At 63.4% G+C, this 23,785-nt stretch carries 24 protein-coding genes; 11 read left to right on the forward strand and 13 right to left on the reverse strand.

What is annotated here, in order from left to right; all coding sequences use genetic code 11:
• Positions 1-68 precede the first annotated feature (68 nt).
• Positions 69-626 (forward strand): TetR/AcrR family transcriptional regulator, encoded by a 558-nt coding sequence (locus NK8_RS01720; protein WP_162064866.1) that lies wholly within the window; start codon positions 69-71, stop codon positions 624-626.
• 231 nt (positions 627-857) lie between these two features.
• Here the strand turns inward: NK8_RS01720 and NK8_RS01725 are convergent, their stop codons facing one another.
• The 6 genes from NK8_RS01725 to NK8_RS01750 all read right to left on the reverse strand — a co-directional run bounded on the left by NK8_RS01725 (position 858) and on the right by NK8_RS01750 (position 5,744).
• Positions 858-1,466 carry a glutathione S-transferase N-terminal domain-containing protein gene (locus NK8_RS01725; RefSeq protein WP_213228437.1) on the reverse strand — a complete coding sequence of 203 codons (609 nt, stop codon included), beginning with the start codon at positions 1,464-1,466 and terminating at the stop codon, positions 858-860.
• A 120-nt stretch (positions 1,467-1,586) separates the two neighbouring features.
• Complete coding sequence (locus NK8_RS01730) at positions 1,587-2,291, reverse strand: membrane integrity-associated transporter subunit PqiC (RefSeq protein ID WP_213226991.1); 705 nt, start codon at positions 2,289-2,291, stop codon at positions 1,587-1,589.
• Positions 2,288-3,955 (reverse strand): intermembrane transport protein PqiB, encoded by a 1,668-nt coding sequence (locus NK8_RS01735; RefSeq protein WP_213226993.1) that lies wholly within the window; start codon positions 3,953-3,955, stop codon positions 2,288-2,290. The genes NK8_RS01730 and NK8_RS01735 overlap by 4 nt, the downstream gene beginning before the upstream one ends.
• A complete protein-coding gene (locus NK8_RS01740; protein ID WP_213226995.1) occupies positions 3,948-4,628 on the reverse strand; it encodes a paraquat-inducible protein A in 681 nt (226 codons plus the stop codon). The genes NK8_RS01735 and NK8_RS01740 overlap by 8 nt, the downstream gene beginning before the upstream one ends.
• Positions 4,625-5,305: a paraquat-inducible protein A gene (locus NK8_RS01745; protein WP_213226997.1), complete on the reverse strand. Its 681-nt coding sequence runs from the start codon at positions 5,303-5,305 to the stop codon at positions 4,625-4,627. Before NK8_RS01745 ends, NK8_RS01740 begins: the two co-directional genes overlap by 4 nt.
• 178 nt (positions 5,306-5,483) lie before the next feature.
• Positions 5,484-5,744 (reverse strand): hypothetical protein, encoded by a 261-nt coding sequence (locus tag NK8_RS01750; RefSeq protein ID WP_162064871.1) that lies wholly within the window; start codon positions 5,742-5,744, stop codon positions 5,484-5,486.
• A gap of 22 nt (positions 5,745-5,766) precedes the next feature.
• Between NK8_RS01750 and NK8_RS01755 the strand changes: the two genes are divergently transcribed.
• From NK8_RS01755 to NK8_RS01765, 3 genes are all read left to right on the forward strand, one after another.
• Positions 5,767-6,336, forward strand: a complete 570-nt coding sequence (locus NK8_RS01755; RefSeq protein WP_213226999.1) for a cytochrome b — start codon at positions 5,767-5,769, stop codon at positions 6,334-6,336.
• Positions 6,337-6,462: 126 nt separating this feature from the next.
• Positions 6,463-7,020, forward strand: coding sequence for a YceI family protein (locus NK8_RS01760; protein ID WP_213227001.1), 558 nt, complete (start codon positions 6,463-6,465; stop codon positions 7,018-7,020).
• Positions 7,021-7,076: 56 nt separating this feature from the next.
• Positions 7,077-7,667, forward strand: a complete 591-nt coding sequence (locus NK8_RS01765; protein WP_162064874.1) for a YceI family protein — start codon at positions 7,077-7,079, stop codon at positions 7,665-7,667.
• A 76-nt stretch (positions 7,668-7,743) separates the two neighbouring features.
• On the opposite strand, the gene secF is transcribed toward NK8_RS01765, so the two are convergent.
• The 5 genes from secF to queA form a co-directional block, all read right to left on the reverse strand.
• Entirely contained in the window at positions 7,744-8,694 is a 951-nt protein-coding gene (secF, locus tag NK8_RS01770; RefSeq protein WP_213227003.1) for a protein translocase subunit SecF, read from the reverse strand.
• A gap of 26 nt (positions 8,695-8,720) precedes the next feature.
• Positions 8,721-10,787, reverse strand: coding sequence for a protein translocase subunit SecD (gene secD / locus NK8_RS01775; RefSeq protein WP_162064875.1), 2,067 nt, complete (start codon positions 10,785-10,787; stop codon positions 8,721-8,723).
• Positions 10,788-10,913: 126 nt separating this feature from the next.
• On the reverse strand, positions 10,914-11,243 hold the full coding sequence (gene yajC / locus NK8_RS01780; RefSeq protein ID WP_061172805.1) for a preprotein translocase subunit YajC: 330 nt from the start codon (positions 11,241-11,243) through the stop codon (positions 10,914-10,916).
• 208 nt (positions 11,244-11,451) lie between these two features.
• The gene (gene tgt / locus NK8_RS01785) at positions 11,452-12,612 is read right to left on the reverse strand and encodes a tRNA guanosine(34) transglycosylase Tgt (protein WP_162064876.1); all 1,161 of its coding nucleotides are present in this window, start codon (positions 12,610-12,612) and stop codon (positions 11,452-11,454) included.
• Between the two features lie 48 nt (positions 12,613-12,660).
• On the reverse strand, positions 12,661-13,707 hold the full coding sequence (gene queA / locus NK8_RS01790) for a tRNA preQ1(34) S-adenosylmethionine ribosyltransferase-isomerase QueA (RefSeq protein WP_213227005.1): 1,047 nt from the start codon (positions 13,705-13,707) through the stop codon (positions 12,661-12,663).
• Positions 13,708-13,792: 85 nt separating this feature from the next.
• Here queA and recG point away from each other — a divergent pair, with 85 nt between their 5' ends.
• The 7 genes from recG to NK8_RS01825 all read left to right on the forward strand — a co-directional run bounded on the left by recG (position 13,793) and on the right by NK8_RS01825 (position 22,217).
• Complete coding sequence (gene recG / locus NK8_RS01795) at positions 13,793-15,982, forward strand: ATP-dependent DNA helicase RecG (protein WP_213227007.1); 2,190 nt, start codon at positions 13,793-13,795, stop codon at positions 15,980-15,982.
• A gap of 130 nt (positions 15,983-16,112) precedes the next feature.
• Complete coding sequence (locus NK8_RS01800) at positions 16,113-17,072, forward strand: hydrogen peroxide-inducible genes activator (RefSeq protein WP_162064879.1); 960 nt, start codon at positions 16,113-16,115, stop codon at positions 17,070-17,072.
• A 326-nt stretch (positions 17,073-17,398) separates the two neighbouring features.
• Positions 17,399-18,871: a catalase gene (locus NK8_RS01805; RefSeq protein WP_213227009.1), complete on the forward strand. Its 1,473-nt coding sequence runs from the start codon at positions 17,399-17,401 to the stop codon at positions 18,869-18,871.
• 19 nt (positions 18,872-18,890) lie between these two features.
• Complete coding sequence (locus NK8_RS01810; RefSeq protein WP_162064881.1) at positions 18,891-19,043, forward strand: hypothetical protein; 153 nt, start codon at positions 18,891-18,893, stop codon at positions 19,041-19,043.
• Positions 19,044-19,201: 158 nt separating this feature from the next.
• Positions 19,202-19,690 carry a Dps family protein gene (locus NK8_RS01815; RefSeq protein ID WP_061172811.1) on the forward strand — a complete coding sequence of 163 codons (489 nt, stop codon included), beginning with the start codon at positions 19,202-19,204 and terminating at the stop codon, positions 19,688-19,690.
• A gap of 106 nt (positions 19,691-19,796) precedes the next feature.
• Positions 19,797-20,657 carry a 4-hydroxybenzoate octaprenyltransferase gene (gene ubiA / locus NK8_RS01820; RefSeq protein WP_213227011.1) on the forward strand — a complete coding sequence of 287 codons (861 nt, stop codon included), beginning with the start codon at positions 19,797-19,799 and terminating at the stop codon, positions 20,655-20,657.
• Positions 20,658-20,972: 315 nt separating this feature from the next.
• Positions 20,973-22,217, forward strand: a complete 1,245-nt coding sequence (locus NK8_RS01825; RefSeq protein ID WP_213227013.1) for a class I SAM-dependent methyltransferase — start codon at positions 20,973-20,975, stop codon at positions 22,215-22,217.
• A gap of 28 nt (positions 22,218-22,245) precedes the next feature.
• Here the strand turns inward: NK8_RS01825 and proC are convergent, their stop codons facing one another.
• Both proC and NK8_RS01835 read right to left on the reverse strand, forming a co-directional pair.
• A complete protein-coding gene (proC, locus tag NK8_RS01830) occupies positions 22,246-23,058 on the reverse strand; it encodes a pyrroline-5-carboxylate reductase (protein ID WP_213227015.1) in 813 nt (270 codons plus the stop codon).
• Between the two features lie 14 nt (positions 23,059-23,072).
• Entirely contained in the window at positions 23,073-23,768 is a 696-nt protein-coding gene (locus NK8_RS01835; protein WP_213227017.1) for a YggS family pyridoxal phosphate-dependent enzyme, read from the reverse strand.
• Positions 23,769-23,785: the final 17 nt, after the last annotated feature.

Below are 23,785 nucleotides of genomic sequence, written 5' to 3' on the forward strand. Positions count from 1 at the left end.
ACAAGCGCTTGACCGTCTATCTAGTGGTAGATAAATTACGCACATCGAAGGCAGGGACAATCACACAAATGGACAAGAACACGGTACGCGAAGCGCTGCTGGACCATGCCCAGACGCTGCTGATGACGCGCGGCTACAACGGTTTCAGTTACCGCGACCTGTCCAATCTGGTCGGCGTGAAGACGTCCAGCATCCACTATTACTTTCCAACGAAGGAAGATCTCGCGCTCGAAGCCGTCAACGCGTACAGCGCGGACCTGATGTCGTCGATCTACGCGATCGACAGTTCCGCCCCAGCCGACAAGAAGCTGGACCGTTATGCCAGGCTGTTCGGGCGGATCATCGGCGGGGGCAATCAGATCTGCCTGTGCGGCATGCTGGCGTCCGATATCGAATCATTGCCGGAGAAAGTGCGATACGCGGTCCAGTCGTTCTACAGGGCCAACGAGAACTGGCTGGCGAAAGTGCTTGCCGAAGGCGAAGCGCAGGACACGCTCGATGCGGGCGGCAATCCCGAAGCCGCGGCCCGCAGGCTGTATGCGACATTTCAGGGCAGCCTGCTCGCGTGTCGCCTGTTCCAGACGCGCGCGCGGCTCGAAGAAGTCACGGACGCCGTGCGCCGGTAGATAACCCTGTGGATAACCGTGTGAAAAACCCGTGAATGGGCGTTCGATCATCTATCTTTGAATAGATAGATTTTGGCGGAAAAAACCAGTTATTCGATCCGCGATGCGCCTGGTTCGTCGAAGTGGCCGGTCATACGACTTCACGCGAGGAAAACGCGAGCGCATCGCACGGTCATATGGTTCTACCGTAACCGACTGTCTATCTAGTCGTAGATGGAATTTGGTTTTACGTCAGACCGGAGCGGTATCCACGAACGACTGACGCTGCGAGATGCGTGCGTAGTACTTGTCGAGATTCGGATGCGCCTCGCGCCAGTTCACATCGGGCACGCGGAAGTCGAGATAGCCGAGCGCGCAGCCGCACGCGATATCCGCGAGCGTGAAGCGGTTCGCCGAACACCACTGCTTCGAGCCGATGCCGCGCGCCATCGCGCGCAAACCGTCGTCGATCTTGTGGCGCTGACGCGCGATCCACTTCTCGCTGCGATGCGCTTCCTCACGCAACACGCCTTCGAGACGCATCAGCACGGCGGCGTCGAGCATGCCGTCGGCGAGCGCTTCCCAGCAACGCACTTCGGTGCGCTCGCGGCGCTCCTGCGGCAGCAGCTTGCCGACAGGCGTGAGCGTGTCCACGTACTCGCAGATGACGCGCGAGTCGAACACCGCTTCGCCGTCGTCCAGAATGAGGCACGGCACCTTGCCGAGCGGGTTGTAGTCGTGGATCTTCGAATCGGATGCCCAAACGTCCTCGAGCACCAGTTCGCAGTCGATCTTCTTCTCCGCCATGACGATCCGTACCTTGCGGACGAACGGGCTGGGATGCGAACCGATCAGTTTCATCATCTAATTTTCACGGTTGATTCGGAATGCGGGCGACGACGATCTTAACCGGGCGCGCACGAACCATCGGCAAATTAGAGATAGCGGTGTCGGACAATGTCGCCTGCGGACAACATCGGTTCATTGCGCGGCGGCAGTCGTCGCGGCGCTCGCGGACGGACACGGCAGGACCGGCGCGGCAGCGGGCTTCGTGATCGCGCCGCTTTTGCCCTTCGTGGACGCACCCGGCGCGCTCGCGTTCGCGTGCGGCAATGAACTCAGGCTGCGCACGCCTGCCGAGATCGCGGAGGCGAGCGCATCGACCGCCTTGCGATGACCATCGACCAGCGCGTCGTAGCCCGTGTCCACGCGCTCCTGCGCGACGGTCCGGCACGTCAGCACGGTATCCGATCCGGCGGCGCGCACGCTCCACACGGCGTCGATCACGGCCTGCGAGCCCGGCCACGATTCGAAGCGCTGCACGTTCACCTTGACGCGATACACCGGCACCGACTCCGGATGCGGCGTGCCGTAGACATCGATCGCGCCGAGCTGCTGCGTGAGATCGGCCGACAGCGCGCGGCGCACTTCGTCGCCGGGCAGCGACGCCCAGCGTTCCTCTTCGAGCACGCGCACCTGCGCGGGACTCGTCTGCACGACCAACTGATTTTTGGCGACCTGCTGCGGCATGTCGACGGGCGCCAGCTCGAAATAGAACGAAGCGGGCGTGGACGGCACGGGACGCGCGTCGCTGCCGCCGAGCGTGTAGAACCGGCTCGACGGCGAGGCGCAGGCGGCGAGCATGGCCGCCGCGCTCAGGATCGATATCAACGAGCCGAACTTCATGGTTTGTCTCCCGATTTACCGCGAATCAGCGACTCCGGATGGCGTTCCAGATAGTCCGCGAGCGAGTTGAGCGATTGCAGCGTGCGGGTGAGTTCCTGCAACGCCTGATGCACGTCCGACTGAAGCGGCGAGTCCGATTGCAGCGTCGATTGCGCCTGGCCGAAGGTCTTCTTCGCCTGCGTGAGCGTGTCGCGCATTTCCGGCAGGACTTCCTTGTCCATCCGGTCGAACAGCGCGTTCGCATTCTTGAGCGAGCCGTTCAGGTTAGTGCCGATCTCGTCGAACGGAATCTTGTCGATCTTGCGCGCGATGTCCGCGATCTGCAGTTGCAGCTCGTCGAGCGTGTTCGGCACGGTCGGCAGTTCGAACGGATCGGCGTTGACGTTGACTTTCACGGGCGACGCCTTCGGGAAGAAGTCGAGCGCGATATACAACTGACTCGTCAGCAGGTTGCCGGTGCGCAACTGTCCGCGCAGGCCGCGATTGACGAGCATCTGCAGCATGTCCTGGCTCGCGGCGGAGCCTTGCTCCGGCAACGCGTGCTTCGAGCGCTTGCCAAGGCGATCCGGATAGACATCGATCGTCACCGGCATCATGAACGAACGCGATTTCGGATCGTACTGCACGCCGATGCCCGTGACCTGTCCGAGCACGATGCCGCGAAAATCGACCGGCGCGCCGACCGACAGGCCGCGCAGCGACTGATTGAAGTTCATCACGACGTGCACGGGCTGGCCGTCCGGATCGCGCATGGCGTCGGCCTGATCGCCGGCGAGACTGAAGGTCGCGTTGTTCTGCGCCTGCGGCCCCGACTGCTGGTTGGGCGGCGTCTGGAACGCGATGCCGCCGAGCACGACCGTCGCGAGCGACTGCGTGTTGAGCGTGAAGCCGCTCGAATCGAGCCGCAGGTCGACGCCGCTCGCATGCCACCAGCGCGAGTTCGTGCCGACGTACTGATCGTAAGGCGCGGTGACGAACACCTGCAGCGTGACGCCGGTGCCGTCCTTGTCGAGCGAGAAGGCTACGACCTGCCCGACCTGCACGCGCCGGTAATAGACCGGCGAGCCGATATCGAGCGAGCCGAGCGATTCGCCATGCAACGTGAAGGTGTGGCCCTTCTGGTCGCCGGTCACGGCGGGCGGCGTCTCGAGACCGACGAAGTAGGTCTGGTCCTCGGTGGACCTGCCCGCGTCGACGCCGATATACGCACCCGACAGCAGCGTCGACAGACCGGTCACGCCGCTCGCCGCCACGCGCGGACGCACGATCCAGAAGCGCGTGTCCTTCACGGCGAAATCGGTGGCTTCCTTGGTGAGCAAAACATCGACGAGCACGCGCGAATGATCCTTCGACAGCGTGATGGTCTTGACCGTGCCGATATCGACGTCCTTGAACTTCACCTTCGTCTTGCCGGGCTCGAGGCCTTCCGCGCTCACGAAGCTGATGGTCACGGTCGGTCCGCGACTCGACACCGTCTTCACGACGAGTATCACGCCGATCAGCGCCGCGACGAGCGGAATCACCCACACGAGCGAAGGCAGCCAGCGACTGCGCGGTTCGATCACGGGCTCGGGCAGATTCGGCGGCAGGCCGCCGTCGCCTTTGTCACCTGAGGACGGCGGCGCGGGCTGCTTCGGGTCGTTCGGACCTTGGGCACTAGTCATGTTTCTTTCCTGACGGTTCGATGTTGTCCCACATGAGGCGCGGGTCGAATTGCATGGACGCGATCATCGTCAGCACGACGACCGACGCGAACGCCAGCGCGCCCGGCCCCGGCGTGATGACGGCGAGCGACTTGAAGCGCACCAGCGCGATGGTCAGCGTGATCACGAAGATATCGAGCATCGACCAGCGGCCGATGCCCTCGACGAGGCGAAACAGCGTCGTGCGCTGGCGCAGTCGCCAGATCGAGCGCCGCTGCACGCTGATGACGAGAAAGCCGAGCGTGACGAGCTTTAACATCGGCACGAGAATGCTGGCGATGAAAATCACCGCGGCGAGCGGATAGTCGCCGTCGTTCCAGAAAAGCGCGACGCCGCTCATGATGGTGTCGTCCTCGGAGCCGAGAATCGACGACGTATGCATGATCGGAAAGAGATTCGCCGGGATATACAGAATCGCCGCGCTGATGAGCAGCGCCCAGGTGCGCGCGATGCTGTCCGGATGACGCCGGTGCACGACGGCATCGCAGCGCGTGCAGCGCTGCTTCTCGACGGTGCGCGCGAGCGGCTGCACGAGCCCGCACGCGTGACAGCTCACGACGTGCGCGCGCGACGCTGTGGTGTAGTGCGTCTCGCTCGCTGGCTCGCCGGTGTTCGAATCGACTGAATCGTTCACGATTTCTGCCTCGCGTCGGAGGGTAGGTGCTTCTGGCTGCCTGCTCGCCTCGGCTCGCCGCGCTGTCCGAGCTTTTCCGCGAGATCCCAGAGCGCGCGCGGATCGAAACTCACGACAACCGCGAACATGAGCGTCAGCGCGCCGAACGCGAACAGCGCCGCTTCGGGAATCACGCGCGCGATGCTGACCATCTTCACCAGCGTGACGAGCACGCCGAGCATGAACACTTCGATCATGCCCCACGGACGCACGAACTGAATGCCGCGCAACAGCGCGTTGAAGCCCGGCGGAACGTAGCCCGAGCGCATCGGAAGCAGTACGTAAAGCAGCGCGAGCAGCTCGCACAGGGGAAACAGAATGGTCGAGCAGAACACGAGCACGGCCATGATCTCCATCTGCTCGTTCCACAATGCGACGATCGCGCCGATGAGCGTGGTCTGCGACGTGAGACCGTTGGCGTCCAGCTCGACGATGGGAAAGCCCTGCGCGATCACGAAGGTGACGAGCGCGGCGAGTGTCATCGCGCAGATTTTGTCGAGGTTCGACGAGATGCTGCGATAAAGCAGCGATCCGCAGCGGTGGCATTTCGCCGAGCTTCGCTGAGGCAGCGCACGTTTGAGATAGAGCGCGTCGCATTCGTGACACGCGATGAGTTCTTCCGGATCGTTCGCGTTCATGGTCGAGGCCCGAGACTGGTCGAGCGTATTTGTCGGGTGCCGCGAGTACCGGCTCCGACGGAGCATAGCAAGCTGCGGGCCAGCGCGAATGGTAGCAGCATGGTATCAAATGGCGACTTGCCGACGTCATTGGGCGGGTCGCCTCGTCATGGACGGAATGAAATCGCTGCGTCGCGCGTTAATACATTGATGCCGGAATCCGTCGCGGTTGATGCCGCTTCTTCTTCGCGCCTTCATCGACCGTTGCACGCATGGAATAGTTCGTTGCACGCGCGGCACGCGAGGCGCGGGAATATGGCTCGATCGCCCGCAAAGCCACGCGGGGACTGGTTTTGCGGATTTCCGGCAGGCTTTTTTCACGCGCTGGCAAATCGTTGGCATTGAGGTAGCATGGCGGCCTTACATGCTTGTCGTCGGGCGACGGCAAGACGGGAAACATCGAACACCTGGGTGAAAGCAATATGGAAAGCAGCGCACGCATCGCGGCTACCGCGCCGGCGCAACGTTACAGCGCCACGGCGATCGGGCTGCACTGGCTGATCGCGTTGTTGATCGTAGGCGGCTTCTGGCTCGGCTGGATCATGACCGATATTCCCGGCATCACGCCGACCAAGCTCAAGTACTTCTCGTGGCACAAGTGGATCGGCGTGACGGTGTTCGCGCTCGCGCTCCTGCGTCTCATCTGGCGCGCGACTCATGCGGCGCCGGCCATGCCCGATGGCATGCCGCAATGGCAGCAGCGCGCGGCGAATTTCGCACATTTCCTGCTCTACGCGCTGATGCTCATCATTCCGGCGTCGGGTTATCTCTACAGTTCGGCGGCGGGCATCCAGGTGGTCTATCTCGGCGTGCTGCCGCTGCCGACGATCATCGGTCCGGACAAGGCGCTGAAGGCGACGCTGCGCATCGTGCACGTCGCGCTGAACTACACGCTGCTGTTCTTCGTCGTGATGCATGTGCTCGCCGCGCTGAAGCATCACTTCGTCGATCGCGACGGCTTGCTCGGGCGCATGCTGCCTTTTCTCAGATGACTCGGACAGGCGCATCGCATTGTTTCCTCGCCGTTGGCAGGACGTTTCCCCACGGCTGATTGTTCTCGCGTTCTTTTGATTTCCAATATTGGTTTGTTCGGTCGAACCGCTTGAAATAGGGCACACATGAAAGTGAAACTCAATCGCTGGATGCTGGTTACGGCCGCTTCGCTCGCGCTCGTCGCCGGCGCGCACGCGCAGGTGGACATGAGCAAGAGCACGGTGATCGCCACCTCGAAGCAGATGAACGTGCCCACCGACGGCAAGTTCAACAAGTTCACCGCGCAGATCGCGTTCGATCCGGCGAAGCCGGCGGCGGGCTCGGCGAACATCACGATCGACACCGGCAGCTACGACCTCGGCGACGACGAGTACAACAAGCAGGTGCGCGGCGCGGAATGGTTCGACGCGGGCAAGTTCCCGAGCGCGACCTTCGTCTCCAGCGCGATCGCGCCCGCGGGCGCCAACAAGTACAACGTGACGGGCAAGATCACCATCAAGGGCAAGTCGCAGACGGTCACGGTGCCCGTGACGGTCACGCAGCAGGGCGCGACGGAAACCTTCGATGGCGCGTTGCCCATCAAGCGCACCCAGTTCGATGTCGGAACGGGTGAATGGAAAGACACGTCGATCGTCGCCGACGACGTCGTCATCAAGTTTCACATCGTCGCCGCGAAGAAGTGAGCGGCACTTTCGTCACACACACGCATTCAGCGTATCTGGTTAGTCAGGAGAAGAACTTGAAAAAGCTTTCGATCATCGCCGCGGGCGCGCTCGCACTGGGTCTGTCGTCCGTCGCTTCGGTGAGCGCTTTCGCCGCCGACACGTATCAACTCGACCCGAACCACACGTACCCGAGCTTCGAGGCCGACCACTTCGGCGGCGTCTCGACCTGGCGCGGCAAGTTCAACAAGAGCAGCGGCACCGTGGTGCTCGATCGCGCGGCGAAGACCGGCACGGTCGACGTGACCATCGACGTGGCCTCGATCAATACCGGCAACGTGAAGCTGGACGAGCATCTGCAAAAGGCCGAGTTCTTCGATGCCGCGAAGTATCCGACGGCGGTGTACAAGGGCACGTCGATCAAGTTCGACGGCGACAAGCCCTCGGAAGTGATCGGCACGCTGACGATGCATGGCGTGACGAAGCCGATCAACCTGAAGGTCGAGAACTTCAAGTGCTTCGTGAATCCGATGATGAAGAAGGAAGTGTGCGGCGTCGAAGCGACGACGACCTTCGATCGTGGCGACTTCGGGATGGACTACGGCAAGGCGTATGGTTTCAGCCTCAAGACAGTGCTGCATATTCAGGCCGAGGGCATCAAGCAGTAAGTTCGGCGCGCTGAAACAAAACGGCCGGTCTTTGCAGACCGGCCGTTTTTTTATGCTTGCTTGGAGCGCATGAAGCTCAAACCTGCGCGCCCGCATTCGGATCGTTCGGATCGAACTTGTCTTTCTTGTCCTTCACGAGATCCTCACGCTTCACGCCGAACCACATCGCGAGCGCGGCCGCGACGAACACCGACGAATAGATACCGAACAGAATACCGACGGTCAGCGCCAGCGCGAAGTAATGCAGCGTCGGGCCGCCGAAGAAGAACATCGACAGCACCATCATTTCCGTACAGCCGTGGGTGATGATGGTTCGCGACATCGTGCTCGTGATCGCGTGGTCGATCACTTCCTTCACGGTCATCTTGCGCTGCTTGCGGAACGTTTCGCGAATCCGGTCGAAGATAACCACCGACTCGTTCACCGAATAACCGAGCACCGCGAGAATCGCCGCCAGCACGGACAGCGAGAACTCCCACTGGAAATACGCGAAGAAGCCGAGAATGATCACCACGTCGTGCAGGTTCGCGATGATGCCCGCCACTGCGTACTTCCATTCGAAGCGGAACGACAGGTAAATCACGATGCCGATCACCACGCACGCGAGCGCGAGCAGGCCGTTCGTCACGAGTTCCTTGCCGACCTGCGGGCCGACGAACTCGACGCGCTGCAGCTTCACCTGAGCGTTCTCGGTCTTGAGCGCGGTCATCACCTGATCGCTCTGCTGCGCGGACGTCAGGCCCTGCTTGAGCGGCAGACGGATCAGCACGTCCTGCGAGGTGCCGAAGTTCTGCACCTGCGCGTCGGGATAGCCGAGCTTCGCCATCGACGCGCGCACCGGCTCGAGCTGCGCCGCCTGCGGATACTGCACTTCGACGACCGTGCCGCCGGTGAACTCCACCGACAGATGCAGGCCGCGATGCATCAGGAAAAATACGGCCACGAGGAACGTCACGAGCGAAATCACGTTGAAAATCAACGCGCGCTCCATGAACGGCAAGTCGCGGCGAATGCGGAAGAATTCCATTGTCTAGTGCTCCGGACTCAGCGGTTTCAGCGGGACTCGCCCGGTTTCTGTTGATCGATGCCGGGGCCCGAGCGGCGGCGCACCGTCGGCTTGCCGGAGCGCGCAGGCGTTTGTGCCGCCGCGCGCGGCGCCGCCACGGCGGTCTTGGTCTTGCCCTTGGCGGTCTTCACGATCTCGTCGACAGGCGATTCGTCACCGCGTTGCGCCGCGAGATAGGCCGCCGCGGCCGCTTCGGCGTTCGAGCCTTCCGGACGCCACACCTGACCGATCGCGAGCGACTTCAGCTTCTTCTTGCCGCCGTACCACAGGTTCACGAGGCCGCGCGAGAAGAACACCGCCGAGAACATCGACGTCAGAATGCCGATACAGTGCACGACCGCGAAGCCGCGCACCGGGCCCGAACCGAACGCGAGCAGCGCGAGACCGGCGATCAGCGTGGTGACGTTCGAATCGAGAATGGTCGCCCAGGCGTGCTTGAAGCCTTCCTGGATCGCGGTCTGCGGCGGCGCGCCGTTGCGCAGTTCCTCGCGGATACGTTCGTTGATCAGCACGTTCGCGTCGATCGCCATGCCGAGCGCGAGCGCGATAGCCGCGATGCCCGGCAAGGTCAGCGTCGCCTGCAGCAGCGAAAGGATCGCGACCAGCAGCAGCAGGTTGACCGACAGCGACAGCATCGAGAACACGCCGAACAGCAGGTAGTACGCGATCATGAAGACAGCGATCGCGGCGAAACCGTAGGTGACCGAATCGAAACCCTTCTTGATGTTGTCCGCGCCGAGGCTCGGGCCGACCGTGCGTTCCTCGATGATGTCCATCGGTGCCGCGAGCGAGCCGGCGCGCAGCAGCAGCGCGAGGTCCGTGGCGGCCTGCGGCGTCGGCTGGCCGGTGATCGAGAAGCGGTCGCCGAGTTCGGACTGGATCGTCGCGACCGTCAGCACTTCACCCTTGCCCTTTTCGAACAGGACCATGGCCATCGGCTTGCCGATGTTGTCGCGCGACACCGCCGACACCGCGCGGCCGCCCGCCGAATCGAGGCGAATGTTGACCGACGGGCGCTGATGTTCATCGAAGCCCGCCGACGCATCGACGATGCGGTCGCCGGTGAAGATCACCTGCTTGCGCAGCAGCACGGTGCGGTCGCCCTGCTTGAACGCTTCGTCGCCGGGCGGCACCGGCTCGTTCGGGCCGATGTAGGTGTTGACCGGATCGGCGAGGCGCGCTTCGAGCGTCGCCGTCCGGCCGATGATGTCCTTCGCCTTCGCGGTGTCCTGCACGCCGGGCAGTTCGACCACGATGCGGTCCGAGCCCTGCTGCTGGATCACCGGCTCCGCGACGCCGAGTTCGTTGACGCGGTTATGCAGCGTGGTGATGTTCTGCTTGAGCGCGCTGTCTTCGACGATCTTCTGCGCGCCCGGCGAGAACGTGCCGACCACCTGGAAGCCGTCGCCGCCCTGGCGCGTGACCCAGTTCAGCTCGGACACGCCTGTCTGGAGCAGGGTGCGCGCGTTGTCCGCGCCCGACTGATCCGAGAAGCTGACGACGACCGATTGCCCCACGCGGTTCACGCCGCCGTCGCGGATATTGCGGTCGCGCAGATAGGTGCGCGCGTCGGCGGCGTCGGAGTCGAGTTTCTTGTTGAGCGCGCCGGCCATGTCGACCTGCAGCAGGAAGTGCACGCCGCCGCGCAGGTCGAGACCGAGATACATCGGCAGCGCGTGCAGGGCCGTCAGCCAGCGCGGCGAGGCGCTCTGCAGGTTCAGCGCGACGATGTACTGCGGATCGCTCGGATCGGTGTTCAGCGACTTCGAGAGGAGATCCTTCACGTGCAATTGCGTGTCGGTGTCCTTCAGGCGCACACGGATGTTCGCGTTCAGTTGCGAATTGTCGAAGGTGACTTCGTCGGGCTTGATGTTGCTCGCGGCGAGCGCGGCCTCGACGTTCGAAAGCGTCGTGGAATCGAGCTTGACCGTCGCCTTGCCGCTCGACACCTGCACCGCGGGCGCTTCGCCGAAGAAGTTGGGGAGCGTGTACACGAGGCCGATGACGAGCGCCACCAGCATCACGACATACTTCCAGAGGGGATAACGATTCATGAGATGGCCGACCGGAAAGTTGGCTTCGGGGAAGAGGGCGTCCGGCGTTATGCGCGACGAGCCGGTGGATAAACCTGAGATGGCTCGATGAGCGAGGCCGCGCCGGACGCGGTGGAACGAGTGGCCTTACAGCGACTTGATCGTGCCCTTCGGGAGAATGGTCGTCACGGCAGCCTTCTGGATGGTGATTTCCGTGCCTTCGGCGATTTCCACGCCGACATAAGCGTCCGTCACCTTCGTGATCTTGCCGACGATACCGCCGTTCGTCACCACTTCGTCGCCCTTGGCCATCGCGGAGAGCATGTTGCGATGCTCCTTCTGACGCTTCATCTGCGGACGAATCATGATGAAGTACAGCACCGCGAACATCAGGATCAGCGGCAGGAAGCTCATCAGGCTCGATTCCGCGCCACCCGCGGTTGTGCCTTGTGCAAAGGCATTGGAAATGAACGACACGTTGGTCTCTCCGTTAAAACGTCAGAAATACGTTCGAAAAACTCGAATGGAAATTAGCCCGCTATTCTACCACTCGCCCATGCCGCGACACTCCGGGAATGCGCTTTGTCATCAAGCCGTTACAGCGCAGTCCGCCCGCGTCCGACAGCATTTTCTCGAGCGATAGAAAGGCGATTGTAATGCTGGATCGGCTGTTTCGACGTCGAATTCAATCGACGCCGCGCGCCCGATTCTCCGCAAAGGTCTTACGGAACGCCTCGAAGGTGTGCGTTTCGATGGACTCACGCACTTCGCCGATCAGTTGCAGGTAGTAATGCAGGTTGTGAATCGTGTTCAGCTGCGCGCCGAGAATCTCGCCGACGCGATGCAGGTGGTGCAGATAGCCGCGCGTGAAGTTCTGGCAGGTGTAGCAGCCGCAGGATTCGTCGAGCGGCTTCATCGAGTTCTTGTGCGTCGCGTTCTTGATCTTGAGATCGCCGAAGCGCGTGAAGAGCCAGCCGTTGCGCGCGTTGCGCGTGGGCATCACGCAGTCGAACATGTCGACGCCCGCCGCGACGCCCGCGACGAGATCTTCCGGCGTGCCGACGCCCATCAGGTAATGCGGCTTGTCGGCCGGCAGCTTCGGGCCGATGTGATTGAGCACGCGCATCATGTCTTCCTTCGGCTCGCCGACCGACAGCCCGCCGATGGCCAGCCCATGAAAGCCGATCTCGGACAGACCCGCGAGCGACTCGTCGCGCAGGTCCTCGAACATGCCGCCCTGCACGATGCCGAAGAGCGCGTTCGGATTGCCGAGGCCGTTGAATTCGTCGATCGAGCGCTTCGCCCAGCGCATCGACATGCGCATGGAATCGGCGGCGTCCTTGTGCGAGGTCGGGATGCCGTTGGTCGAATAGGGCGTGCATTCGTCGAACTGCATGACGATGTCGGAATTCAGCACTTTCTGAATCTGCATCGACACTTCGGGCGACAGAAACAGCCGGTCGCCGTTGATCGGCGACGCGAACGTGACGCCTTCTTCGGTGATCTTGCGCAGTTCGCCGAGCGAAAATACCTGAAAGCCGCCAGAGTCAGTCAGAATGGGCCGGTTCCAGCCCATGAACTTGTGCAGGCCGCCGTGCGCGCCGATGACTTCCAGCCCCGGACGCAGCCAGAGGTGAAACGTGTTGCCGAGAATGATCTGCGCGCGAATCTCTTCGAGCTCGCGCGGCTGGATCGCCTTCACGGTGCCGTACGTGCCGACCGGCATGAAGATCGGCGTTTCCACGACGCCGTGGTTGAGCGTGAGACGGCCACGGCGCGCCTGGCCGTCGGTCGTCAGCAATTCGAACTTGAGCCCGTTCTCGGGCGGAGTGTGGGTTGCGGTCATGTGGGTTCCTGCCACTGGAAAACAGTCCAGCGCATCGGTTGAAGAAAGCTAGTCGCGGCGCGTCAGAAGCATCGCGTCGCCATAGCTGAAAAAGCGGTACCGCTGCTCGATCGCGTGACGATACGCCTCGCGGATCGTGTCCATCCCGGCGAATGCCGACACGAGCATCAGCAGCGTCGACTTCGGCAGATGGAAGTTCGTCACCAGCCGGTCGACGACGCGAAACGCGTAGCCCGGCGTGATGAAGATATCGGTTTCGGCCTGCGTCGCGGCGAGCGGATGGCCGGCGTCGGCTGCATCGCGCGCGGCGGCTTCGAGCGCGCGCATCGATGTGGTGCCGACCGCGATCACCTTGTTGCCGCGCGCTTTCACCGCCGCGATGCGATCGACCAGCGATTGCGGCAGCTCGTACCACTCGCTGTGCATCCTGTGCTCGGCGATGTTCTCGACGCGCACCGGCTGGAACGTGCCCGCGCCGACGTGCAACGTCAGGGTCGCGCGCTCGACGCCGCGCGCATCGAGTTCGGCGAACAGCGCGTCGTCGAAATGCAGGCCCGCAGTCGGCGCGGCCACCGCGCCGGGATTGGCCGCATAAACGGTCTGATAGCGCGTTTCGTCGTAGGCGTCGGCGTCGTGCTCGATATACGGCGGCAGCGGCAAGCGCCCGTATTGCTCGATGAGCGTCAGGCATTCGGCCGGAAAGTGCAGCGTGTAGAACGGCTCGACGCGCTCACCGACGGTCACGTCGAACGCATCCGCGAGCCGGATCGTGCTGCCTGCGGCCGGGCTCTTGCTCGCGCGGATCTGCGCGAGCGCCGTGGTCGCGCCGGTCAGGCGCTCGACCAGCACTTCGACGCGCCCGCCGCTGGCCTTCTGGCCAAGGAACCGCGCCTTGAGGACTTTGGTATCGTTGAACACCAGCAGATCGCCCGGTGCGATGAGCCCGGGCAGTTCGGCGAAGCGCCGGTCGACGAAGATGGCCGGCGTGGCGCGGTTGTCCACTTCGAGCAGACGGCTCGCGCTGCGCTCGGTGAGCGCGCTCTGCGCGATCAGCTCGGGCGGCAGATTAAAATCGAAATCGGAAAGCGTGAACATGGCGTGACTGAGTGACGCAACTTAGGCAGGAACGACACGAGAAACGCGCCGAACAAACCTCACATTGTACTTGCGAAGAGAGTCGATGCCCTTGTCCGACCGCCGCCCGGCTTCCCCGACCGATGCACTCCCGACCGCGGACGAAGCCGACGCCCCTGTCGCGCGCAAGCGGGCGAAGCCGGCCGAGAGCGCGGAGAAGAAAGTCAAACCGGTCGTGAAGACGGCCGACAAGCTCGCGAAGCTCGGCCTGAAGTCCGACATCGATCTCGTCCTGCACCTGCCGATGCGCTACGAGGACGAAACCTCGCTCACGCCCATCGGCGAGCTGATTCCGGGCGATATCGCGCAGACCGAAGGCGTCGTGTTCGACAACGAGATCGCCTATCGGCCGCGCCGCCAGTTGCTCGTGAAAATCCACGACGACGCCGGCGACGAACTCACGCTGCGCTTTCTCAACTTCTACGGCTCGCAGGTCAAGCAGATGGCCATCGGCGTGCGCCTGCGCGTGCGCGGCGACGTGCGCGGCGGCTTCTTCGGCCTGGAGATGGTGCATCCGGCGGTGCGTCCCGTCGATGACGGCGCGCCGCTGCCGCAGGCGCTCACGCCGGTTTACCCGTCGACGGCGGGCATTTCGCAGGCGTACTTGCGCAAGGCGATCGATTCGGCCATTTCGCGCGTGTCGCTGCCGGAACTGCTGCCTGAGCCGATCGCGCGCGCGCATCTCGCGCCACTGAACGTGCCCGGACTGCTCGACGCCGTGAAGACGCTGCATCATCCGCACGCGGATTCGGATGAAACCGCGCTCATCGACGGCACGCATCCGGCGTGGACGCGCATCAAGTTCGAGGAATTGCTCGCGCAGCAACTGTCGCTCAAGCGCGCGCACGAGGAACGGCGCACGCGCGCCGCGCCCGCGATGCCGCGCCGTTCGCCCGACGACGAAACATCGCTCGTCGGGCGGCTGTTGCGCGCGCTGCCGTTCGCGCTGACCGGCGCGCAGCAACGCGTGGTCGCGGAGATCGCGGGCGAACTCACGCTCGCGCATCCGATGCAGCGTCTTTTGCAAGGCGATGTCGGCAGCGGCAAGACGATCGTCGCGGCGTTGGCGGCGGCGCAGGCCATCGACGCGGGCTATCAGGCCGCGCTCATGGCGCCGACCGAAATCCTCGCGGAGCAGCACGCGCGCAAGCTGCGCGGCTGGCTGGAGCCGCTGGGCGTCACCGTCGCGTGGCTCGCGGGCAGCCTGAAAGCGAAGGAAAAGCGCGCCGCGACCGAGGCGGCGGCGCTCGGCACGGCGAAGCTCGTCATCGGCACGCACGCGATCATTCAGGATGCGGTCGAGTTCGCGCGCCTGGGGCTGGTGATCGTCGATGAACAACATCGCTTCGGCGTCGCGCAGCGGCTCGCGTTGCGCGCAAAGGCGCTGAACGCGGCGGACGGCGCGCGGGACTTCCAGCCGCATCAACTGATGATGTCCGCGACGCCGATCCCGCGCACGCTCGCGATGACCTACTACGCCGATCTCGATGTCTCGACCATCGACGAATTGCCGCCCGGCCGCACGCCGATTCTCACCAAAGTGGTGTCGGACGGGCGCCGCGACGAGATCATCGGCCGCGTGCGCGAGGCGGCGCTGACCGGACGGCAGGTGTACTGGGTCTGTCCGCTGATCGAGGAAAGCGAGACGCTGCAGCTTCAGACCGCCGTCGAGACGTATGAAACGCTCGTCGCCGCGTTGCCGGAGTTGCGCGTCGGACTGGTTCACGGACGGCTTGCGCCCGCCGAGAAGGCCGGCGTGATGGATGCGTTCTCGCGCAACGAAGTGCAACTGCTCGTCGCGACGACGGTGATCGAAGTCGGCGTGGACGTGCCGAACGCGTCGCTGATGGTGATCGAGCACGCGGAGCGTTTCGGGCTCGCGCAGTTGCATCAGTTGCGCGGGCGCGTGGGGCGGGGCAGCGCGGCGTCCGTGTGCGTGCTGATGTATGCGAACCCGCTGTCGCAGACGGCGCGCGCGCGTCTGCAGACGATGCGCGAAACCACCGATGGCTTCGAGATCGCGCGTCGCGACCTGGAGATTCGCGGTCCCGGCGAGTTTCTCGGCGCGCGTCAATCGGGCGAAGCGATGCTGCGTTTTGCGAGCCTCGAAAACGACGGCTGGCTGATCGAACCCGCACGCGAAGCCGCCGATCAGATGCTCAAGGGCTTCCCCGAAGCGGTTACGCGTCATCTCGCGCGCTGGCTCGGCGCGCGGGAGCACTATTTGAAGGCCTGACTGAACTCGCGCTGGCTGCGTCGGTCCCTATTTAGGCGGCGCGGACGGGTGAATCGGCAAAAGTTGTCGAACCGCTACCTGCAGGTGTATAACTCAAACCTATCGAATCAATGCAATTCATTGGCCGCCAATGACCCTTACTGAACTGAAGTACATCGTCGCGGTTGCGCGCGAGCGGCATTTCGGCCGCGCGGCCGAGGCGTGCTTCGTCAGCCAGCCGACGCTGTCGGTGGCGATCAAGAAGCTCGAAGACGAACTCAACGTGCAGATCTTCGAGCGCGGCACGAGCGAAGTCAGCGTGACGCCGATCGGTGAGCAGATCGTGACGCAGGCGCAGCGCGTGCTCGAACAGACGCTCGCCATCAAGGAGATTGCCAAGCAGGGCAAGGATCCGCTGGTCGGTCCGCTGCGTCTCGGCGTGATCTACACGATCGGGCCGTATCTGCTGCCGACTCTGGTCAAGCAGATGATCAAGGCGGTCCCGCAGATGCCGCTGATGCTCCAGGAGAACTACACGCTCAAGCTGATCGAGCTTCTGAAGCAGGGCGAAATCGATGTCGCCATCATGGCGCTGCCGTTCCCAGAAACCGGGCTGATGGTGCGCGCGCTCTATGACGAGCCGTTCGTCGTCGCGATGCCTTCGGGCCATGCGTGGGAAAACCGCGCGAAGATCGATCCCGACGATCTCAAGCAGGAAACCATGCTGTTGCTCGGCAGCGGCCATTGCTTCCGCGATCACGTGCTCGGCGTGTGCCCCGAACTCATGCGTTTCTCGCAGAACGCGGACGGCATCCAGAAGACCTTCGAAGGATCTTCGCTGGAGACGATCCGGCATATGGTCGCGAGCGGCGTCGGCATCACGGTGCTGCCGCGCATGTCGGTGAGCGAGGTGAGGCCGCATGCGGGCGGCATCGATTCCGGTCTGCTCAGCTACGTGCCGTTCGACGAGCCGGTGCCGGATCGGCGCGTCGTGCTGGCGTGGCGCAAGAGCTTCACGCGCATGCCGGCCATCGACGCCATCTGCGAAGCGATCGCCAATTGCGATCTGCCGGGCGTGAGAAAGCTGGACATGCCCGTCGCAGTGAACTGATCACGCTTTCTATCTTGCGAACGCCGCGCTCTGGCAACGGAGCGCGGCGTTTCTGTTTGTGGTGTCGCGCGCGGGCGAAACCAGCGCAAACCTTGACCTATCGCATATATAAATTTAATCGAATTATAAAAATCGATAGCCTAAGTTAGGATCCTTTTCACGGTCGACGCTTAGCCGACCACGACGAAGAGAGGATTCCATGAACTTCTTCCACCGCTGGACCAGCCTTCGCGACATGGCGGTTTGCCTTCTCGCCGATCTCGCTGGCGTGGCCTGAGCGCGCGCCCCACATCATCCAACGCAAACGCACAAGCAGGAGTATCACGATGACGACCCAACGACTCACGACCGCCGCAGGCGCACCCGTCGGCGACAACCAGAACGCGCAGACCGCGGGTCCGCGCGGCCCGGTCACGCTGCAGGATTTCTGGCTCGTCGAAAAGCTCGCGCATTTCGACCGCGAAGTGATTCCCGAGCGCCGCGTGCATGCGAAGGGCTCCGGCGCGTTCGGCACCTTCCGCGTGACGCACGATATCTCGCGCTATACGAAGGCGAAGCTGTTCGCCGACATCGGCAAGGAAACGCCGATCTTCATGCGCTTTTCGACGGTCGCAGGCGAGCGCGGCGCGGCCGATGCCGAGCGCGACGTGCGCGGCTTCTCGATCAAGTTCTACACGGAAGAAGGCAACTGGGATGTCGTCGGCAATAACACGCCGGTGTTCTTCATCCGCGACCCGCTGAAATTTCCCGACTTCATTCACACGCAAAAACGCGATCCGTACACGAACATGCGCAGCAACGTCGCGGCATGGGATTTCTGGTCGCGTCATCCGGAATCGCTGCATCAGGTGACGATACTGATGAGCGACCGCGGCATTCCGAAGAACTATCGGCAGATGCACGGCTTCGGCTCGCACACGTTCTCGTTCATCAACGAGGACAACGAGCGCTTCTACGTGAAGTTCCACTTCAAGTCACAGCAGCCGCTCGAGAACTACACGGATGCCGAAGCGGCCGCCGTGGTCGCGAACGATCGCGAAAGCGCGCAGCGCGATCTCGTCGGCAACATTGACGAGGGCAACTTTCCGCGCTGGAATTTCCGCATCCAGGTGATGACGGAAGAACAGGCCGCGCAGTCGAAGACGAATCCGTTCGACATCACGAAAGTGTGGCCGCACAAGGACTATCCGCTGATCGATGTCGGCGTGATCGAACTCAACCGCAACGCGCAGAACTATTTCGCGGACGTGGAGCAGGCCGCGTTCACGCCCGCGAACGTGGTGCCGGGCATCGGCTTCTCGCCGGACCGGCTGTTGCAGGGCCGCCTGTTCTCGTATGGCGACACGCAGCGTTATCGCCTGGGCATCAACCATCACCAGATTCCGGTGAATGCGCCGCGCGCGCCGGTCGCCAATTCGTTTCATCGCGATGGCGCGATGCGTACCGACGGCAATCTCGGCGGCCGCGTGAACTACGAGCCGAACCGCTACGGCGAATTCGCACAGGACGCCAGCGTGAACGAGCCGCCGCTCGCGGGCGGCACGGTGTACCGCTACGACCATCGCGAGGACGACGATTACTACAGCCAGCCGGCGGCGCTGTTCCGGCTCTTCGACGACGCGCAGCGCGAACGCTTCTTCGGCAACATCGCGCGGCACATCCACGGCGTGCCGAACGAGATCGTGGCGCGGCAGATCGGGCACTTCCGCCGCATCGATCCGGCTTATGCGCAGGGCGTGACCGACGCGCTCGCGAAGCTCGGCCAGATCGTCGACGAGAAAGACACGGCCGCCGTCTGAACACACGGGAGAAAACATCATGTCTCAAGCGCTGGATCACATCGCTCAGGCCGTCGGGCATATCGAGGCGACGAGCCGTCAGGCTTCGCGCGGGGTGCGCGTCGCGCTCGCATTCGGCATTGTCGCGGCGGGGTATGGGCTGGTCGTCGCGAGCGGGATCGTCGGCGCCTGAGCGCGGCATCAGGGCGCAGTGCAATGCGCTTTGAAGCCCCGTCGCGCAATGAGTCGTTCCCCGTTTCTACGGTAGACTGTCGGACGCTCGAAACGCCGCGCGGCAACACGAAGCGCGCGGCGTCCGCACCGTTCGAATCACTCTCTCACGGAGTCATCATGGCGAAGAAAGGCACTGCACCCGCCGTCAACATCGGCATCAGCGACAAGGACCGCAAGAAGATCGCCGAGGGGCTGTCCCGGCTGCTGGCCGATACCTACACGCTGTATCTGAAGACGCACAACTTTCACTGGAACGTCACGGGTCCGATGTTCAACACGCTGCACCTGATGTTCGAGACTCAGTACAACGAACTCGCGCTCGCCGTCGATTCGATCGCGGAACGTATCCGTGCGCTCGGCGTGCATGCGCCGGGCAGCTACAAGGAGTTCGCGAAGCTCTCGTCGATTCCCGAAGCGGACGGCGTGCCGGCTGCCGAAGAGATGATCCGCCAGCTGGTGGAAGGTCAGGAAGCCGTGGTGCGTACGGCGCGCGAGATTTTCCCGTCGACCGAAGCCGCCAACGACGAACCGACCGCCGACCTGCTCACGCAGCGCATGCAGACGCACGAGAAGACCGCGTGGATGCTGCGCGCGATGCTGGCCTGAGACGTTTCTGGTTTCGAAGCGAGCAAACCCCGCACTCGAGCGGGGTTTGTGCTTTTCAAGCTGTTCTAAAATAGCCGCATCGCGTTTCTCCGCAACGAACTCCGCCATGCTCGCCCGTCTTCCGCTCTACATGCGCCTCGTGCGCCTCGACAAGCCCATCGGCAGCCTGCTGCTGCTGTGGCCGACGCTCAACGCGCTGTGGATCGCGTCCGAAGGCCGTCCGTCGCCGATGCTGCTCGTCATCTTCACCATCGGCACGATCCTGATGCGCTCGGCGGGCTGCGCGATCAACGACTACGCCGACCGCGATTTCGACCGCCACGTGAAGCGCACCGCCGAGCGGCCGATCACGTCGGGCAAGATCAAGGCTTGGGAAGCGGTGGCGCTCGCGGCAGCGCTCGCGCTCGTCGCGTTTCTGCTGATCCTGCCGCTCAACACGCTCACGAAGGAGCTGTCGGTGTTCGCGCTGTTCGTCGCGGGCACATATCCGTTCACGAAGCGTTTCTTTGCGATTCCGCAGGCGTACCTCGGCATCGCGTTCGGCTTCGGCATTCCGATGGCCTTCGCCGCCGTGCAGAACCACGTGCCGATGATCGCGTGGATCATGCTCGCGGCGAACGTGTTCTGGTCGGTCGCATACGACACCGAATACGCGATGGTCGACCGCGACGACGACATCAAGATCGGCATTCGCACGTCCGCGCTCACGTTCGGCCGGTTCGACGTGCTCGCCGTCATGCTGTGCTATGCGGTGACGCTTGCGATTTACGTGGGCATCGGCATCGCGCTGGGTTATGGCTGGCTCTACTGGCTGGGCTGGCTCGCGGCGGCGGGCTGCGCGGTGTATCACTACGGATTGATCCGCAACCGCGAGCGGATGGCGTGCTTTGCCGCGTTCAAGCACAACAACTGGCTCGGAGGGATGCTGTTCGCGGGAATCGCGCTGCATTACGCGCTGGCGAGCTAACTCTTTTCGCGTGAATCGCGAGCTGCAACGTGTGCAATGCATGTTGCAGCAGGCGTGAAGACTGCTTTGTGTCAATATCCGAAACAGTCTAAGAACGACAAATTTCTTCGCATTACGGCTTCACGGCGATATCTTTTGATAAGTTCATAGTTTAAGCATTTAGCTAACTATGGAATGGCCGAAGCAAGCTGTTTCATACCGCCCGGCCATTCGTCATCAAACGCGCCGGCCCTTCTTTCAACATGCCTAACGAATGCCGCGGGTTTTGCTTCGCGGCGGCGTTCGTTCGCCTGTATCACTCAGAGTCTGTTAAACATGGGATCCCTTGCACGCTTCGATCTGGGCAGGCTGGTTGCCGGACATCAGGTCGCTTGTCTCGTCGAGACCGGCTACGGACGCGGTGATTCGTGCCGCGCCGCGTTGGCCGCCGGTTTCCGTAAAGCGCTGTCGTGCGAAATCTTCGAGCCGCTTTTCGCGGAGGTGAAGCAGAGCGAACAGCTCCATGTTGCGAACACGGACAGCCTTACATTCCTGCGTTCGCCGACGGTGCAAGGCGTGCTGGGCGAGCAACGCTGCCTCGTTTTTCTGGATGCACATTACCCCGGCGCGGACTATGGCGGCAAGAGCTACAAGAGTCAGGAGCATAGTGCGACGGAACGCCTGCCGCTGATCGCCGAGCTCGAAGCGCTGCGCGGCCGGGTGGATAACGCGCTCATCATTCTGGACGACGTGCGCATCTACCGGCGCGACTTCCAGACGAGCACGGGGACGCTGCCGGATTGGGCCGAGAATGGCTTCGATCAGGAAGCGACCTTCCTCGCGCTGCTCGCATCCTTCGACTCCACGCACGCGCTGCACTGGCACGGTGAAGATACCGGCTATGCGGTGCTTTGGCCGCGCGCCTGGGGCGACTACGGCCTCAAAAAATGGGTACTGCCCGGCGACCAGACCCAGCCTTTGGTGCTCGGGCTGGGCGTGCCGGGCACGACCTGCATATCGCTCAATCGACGTCTGCTCGACGCGCGCTTCAGCAATCGCTGGCTGGTGGGCAACGGGCTCGATATCGGCGGCGGCAACGACAGCATCGCGCTGTACCGCACGTTGTTCCCGCGCATCCAAGGCGTGACGGTCTATGAGTGGGCGCAGGGCGACGCGCAAATCCTCGACAACGTGCGTGACGACAGCTTCGATTTCGTCTACTCGGCGCACTGCCTCGAACACGTGATGGACCCGCGCGTCGCATTGCGCCACTGGCTGCGCGTGCTCAAGCCGGGCGGGCATCTCGTCATCACCGTGCCGGACGAGGACATGTACGAGCAGGGCGCGTGGCCATCGACGTTCAACGACGACCACAAACACACGTTCACGCTCTTCAAGCGCGAGAGCTGGTCGCCTGTCTCGATCAATGTGCTGGATCTGCTACGCGAATTCGAGCGTGAAGTGAGCGTGAAGAAGGTCGAATGCCTCGATCACAGCTTCCTGCACGGCATGGAACGCTACGATCAGACGCGCACCGCGTTTGCGGAGTGCGGCATCGAGTTCGTCGTGCAGAAGCTTTGAGCCAGGCGCGGCGGGCGTGCATGCACGTTCAAGCCCCGCCCAGTTCATCCCCCATCTCTTTCGCCCGCGCCTCTGCCGCCAGCGCGCCGCGCACGATCGCGTCCTTCACGCCCTGAGCGTCGAACGAGGCGAGCGCTGCCGCCGTCGTGCCGCCCTTCGAGGTCACGCGCTCGCGCAGCACGCTCGCCGGCTCGCCCGATTGCGCCGCCAGTTGCGCCGCGCCGGTGAAGGTGGCGACCGCGAGCGCGCGGCCCTGCTCCTCGTCCATGCCGAGCCGGCGCGCGGCTTCCTGCATCGCTTCGATGAAATAGAACACGTAGGCCGGGCCGCTGCCGGAAATCGCGGTGACGGCGTCGAGCTTCGCTTCGTCGTCGAACCACACGGCCGTGCCGACCGCTTCCAGCACTTGCGACGCAAGCGCCTTCGCCGCATCGCTCACGCCGGGCAACGCCGCGAGGCCCGTCACGCCCATGCCGATCAAGGCAGGCGTGTTCGGCATCGTGCGAACGATCTGCGTATAGCCGTTCAGCCAGCGCGACAGATCGCTCGCGCGAATGCCCGCCGCGATGCTGATGATCGTCTGCTTCGACAGATGCGGCGCGAGCGCTTCGGCCACGCCTTTGAGCACTTGCGGCTTCACGGCGAGCACGATCGCGTCGTAGCCCGCGAGCGTCGCGTCGACGGCCGCGCCAGTCGCGATGCCGAATTGCTTCGCGGTGCGCTCGCGCGCTTCGTCGTTGATGTCGACGGCGTAGATATCGGACGCCGGCGTGCCGCGCTTGACGAGACCGCCGATGAGCGCCGCGGCCATGTTGCCGCCGCCGATGAATGCAATTTTCATGATTGAAGGTGAGGTCAGGTGGTGTAAGTGCGCGTGCCGAAAATCGCGGTGCCGATACGCACCATCGTCGCGCCTTCGAGCACGGCGGCTTCGAGGTCGGCGGACATGCCCATCGAGAGCGTGTCGAGATCGAGGCCGTCGGCGCGCAGCGTATTCATCAGATCGCGCAGGCGGGCGTGCGGCGCGCGCTGCGCATCGAGTGTTTCGGCAGGCTCGGGTATCGCCATCAGGCCGCGCAGGCGTAGGCGGGGCAGGGCGGCCACGGCATGCGCAAGCGCGATGGCCTCATCCGGTTCGACGCCGCTCTTCGAGTCCTCGCCGCTCACGTTCACCTGAATGCAGACGTTGAGCGCGCTCGCGCCTTCGGGACGCTGCGCCGCAAGCCGCTCGGCGATCTTTAGCCGGTCGATGGAATGCACCCAGTCGAACTGCTCGGCGACGAGCTTCGTCTTGTTTGACTGCAGCGGCCCGATGAAATGCCATTCGATTTCAGCGCGCAGATCGGCGAGTTCGGCGATCTTCGCGATGCCTTCCTGCACGTAGTTCTCGCCGAACGCGCGCTGGCCGGCCTCGAAGGCGGCGCGCACGTCGTTCGCGGGAAAGGTCTTGGACACGGCGAGCAGCTTGACGCAAGCCGCATCGCGCGACGCGTCGTGCGCCGCCTTCGCGATGCGTTGCCGGACTTCTTCGAGATGTTGGGCGATGGACATGCTGGGCGTTCAGTTCG

This window comes from Caballeronia sp. NK8 (genome assembly GCF_018408855.1).
GTDB lineage: Bacteria > Pseudomonadota > Gammaproteobacteria > Burkholderiales > Burkholderiaceae > Caballeronia.

Bases quoted from the DNA above. Each gene is read 5' to 3' on its own strand.
- NK8_RS01720 (WP_162064866.1), top strand. From the start codon at position 69: ATGGACAAGAACACGGTACGCGAAGCGCTGCTGGACCATGCCCAGACG.
- NK8_RS01725 (WP_213228437.1), bottom strand. From the start codon at position 1,466: ATGAAACTGATCGGTTCGCATCCCAGCCCGTTCGTCCGCAAGGTACGG.
- NK8_RS01730 (WP_213226991.1), bottom strand. From the start codon at position 2,291: ATGAAGTTCGGCTCGTTGATATCGATCCTGAGCGCGGCGGCCATGCTC.
- NK8_RS01735 (WP_213226993.1), bottom strand. From the start codon at position 3,955: ATGACTAGTGCCCAAGGTCCGAACGACCCGAAGCAGCCCGCGCCGCCG.
- NK8_RS01745 (WP_213226997.1), bottom strand. From the start codon at position 5,305: ATGAACGCGAACGATCCGGAAGAACTCATCGCGTGTCACGAATGCGAC.
- NK8_RS01750 (WP_162064871.1), bottom strand. From the start codon at position 5,744: ATGTTTCCCGTCTTGCCGTCGCCCGACGACAAGCATGTAAGGCCGCCA.
- NK8_RS01755 (WP_213226999.1), top strand. From the start codon at position 5,767: ATGGAAAGCAGCGCACGCATCGCGGCTACCGCGCCGGCGCAACGTTAC.
- NK8_RS01760 (WP_213227001.1), top strand. From the start codon at position 6,463: ATGAAAGTGAAACTCAATCGCTGGATGCTGGTTACGGCCGCTTCGCTC.
- secF (WP_213227003.1), bottom strand. From the start codon at position 8,694: ATGGAATTCTTCCGCATTCGCCGCGACTTGCCGTTCATGGAGCGCGCG.
- secD (WP_162064875.1), bottom strand. From the start codon at position 10,787: ATGAATCGTTATCCCCTCTGGAAGTATGTCGTGATGCTGGTGGCGCTC.
- tgt (WP_162064876.1), bottom strand. From the start codon at position 12,612: ATGACCGCAACCCACACTCCGCCCGAGAACGGGCTCAAGTTCGAATTG.
- queA (WP_213227005.1), bottom strand. From the start codon at position 13,707: ATGTTCACGCTTTCCGATTTCGATTTTAATCTGCCGCCCGAGCTGATC.
- recG (WP_213227007.1), top strand. From the start codon at position 13,793: ATGCCCTTGTCCGACCGCCGCCCGGCTTCCCCGACCGATGCACTCCCG.
- NK8_RS01800 (WP_162064879.1), top strand. From the start codon at position 16,113: ATGACCCTTACTGAACTGAAGTACATCGTCGCGGTTGCGCGCGAGCGG.
- NK8_RS01805 (WP_213227009.1), top strand. From the start codon at position 17,399: ATGACGACCCAACGACTCACGACCGCCGCAGGCGCACCCGTCGGCGAC.
- NK8_RS01810 (WP_162064881.1), top strand. From the start codon at position 18,891: ATGTCTCAAGCGCTGGATCACATCGCTCAGGCCGTCGGGCATATCGAG.
- NK8_RS01815 (WP_061172811.1), top strand. From the start codon at position 19,202: ATGGCGAAGAAAGGCACTGCACCCGCCGTCAACATCGGCATCAGCGAC.
- ubiA (WP_213227011.1), top strand. From the start codon at position 19,797: ATGCTCGCCCGTCTTCCGCTCTACATGCGCCTCGTGCGCCTCGACAAG.
- NK8_RS01825 (WP_213227013.1), top strand. From the start codon at position 20,973: ATGGGATCCCTTGCACGCTTCGATCTGGGCAGGCTGGTTGCCGGACAT.
- proC (WP_213227015.1), bottom strand. From the start codon at position 23,058: ATGAAAATTGCATTCATCGGCGGCGGCAACATGGCCGCGGCGCTCATC.
- NK8_RS01835 (WP_213227017.1), bottom strand. From the start codon at position 23,768: ATGTCCATCGCCCAACATCTCGAAGAAGTCCGGCAACGCATCGCGAAG.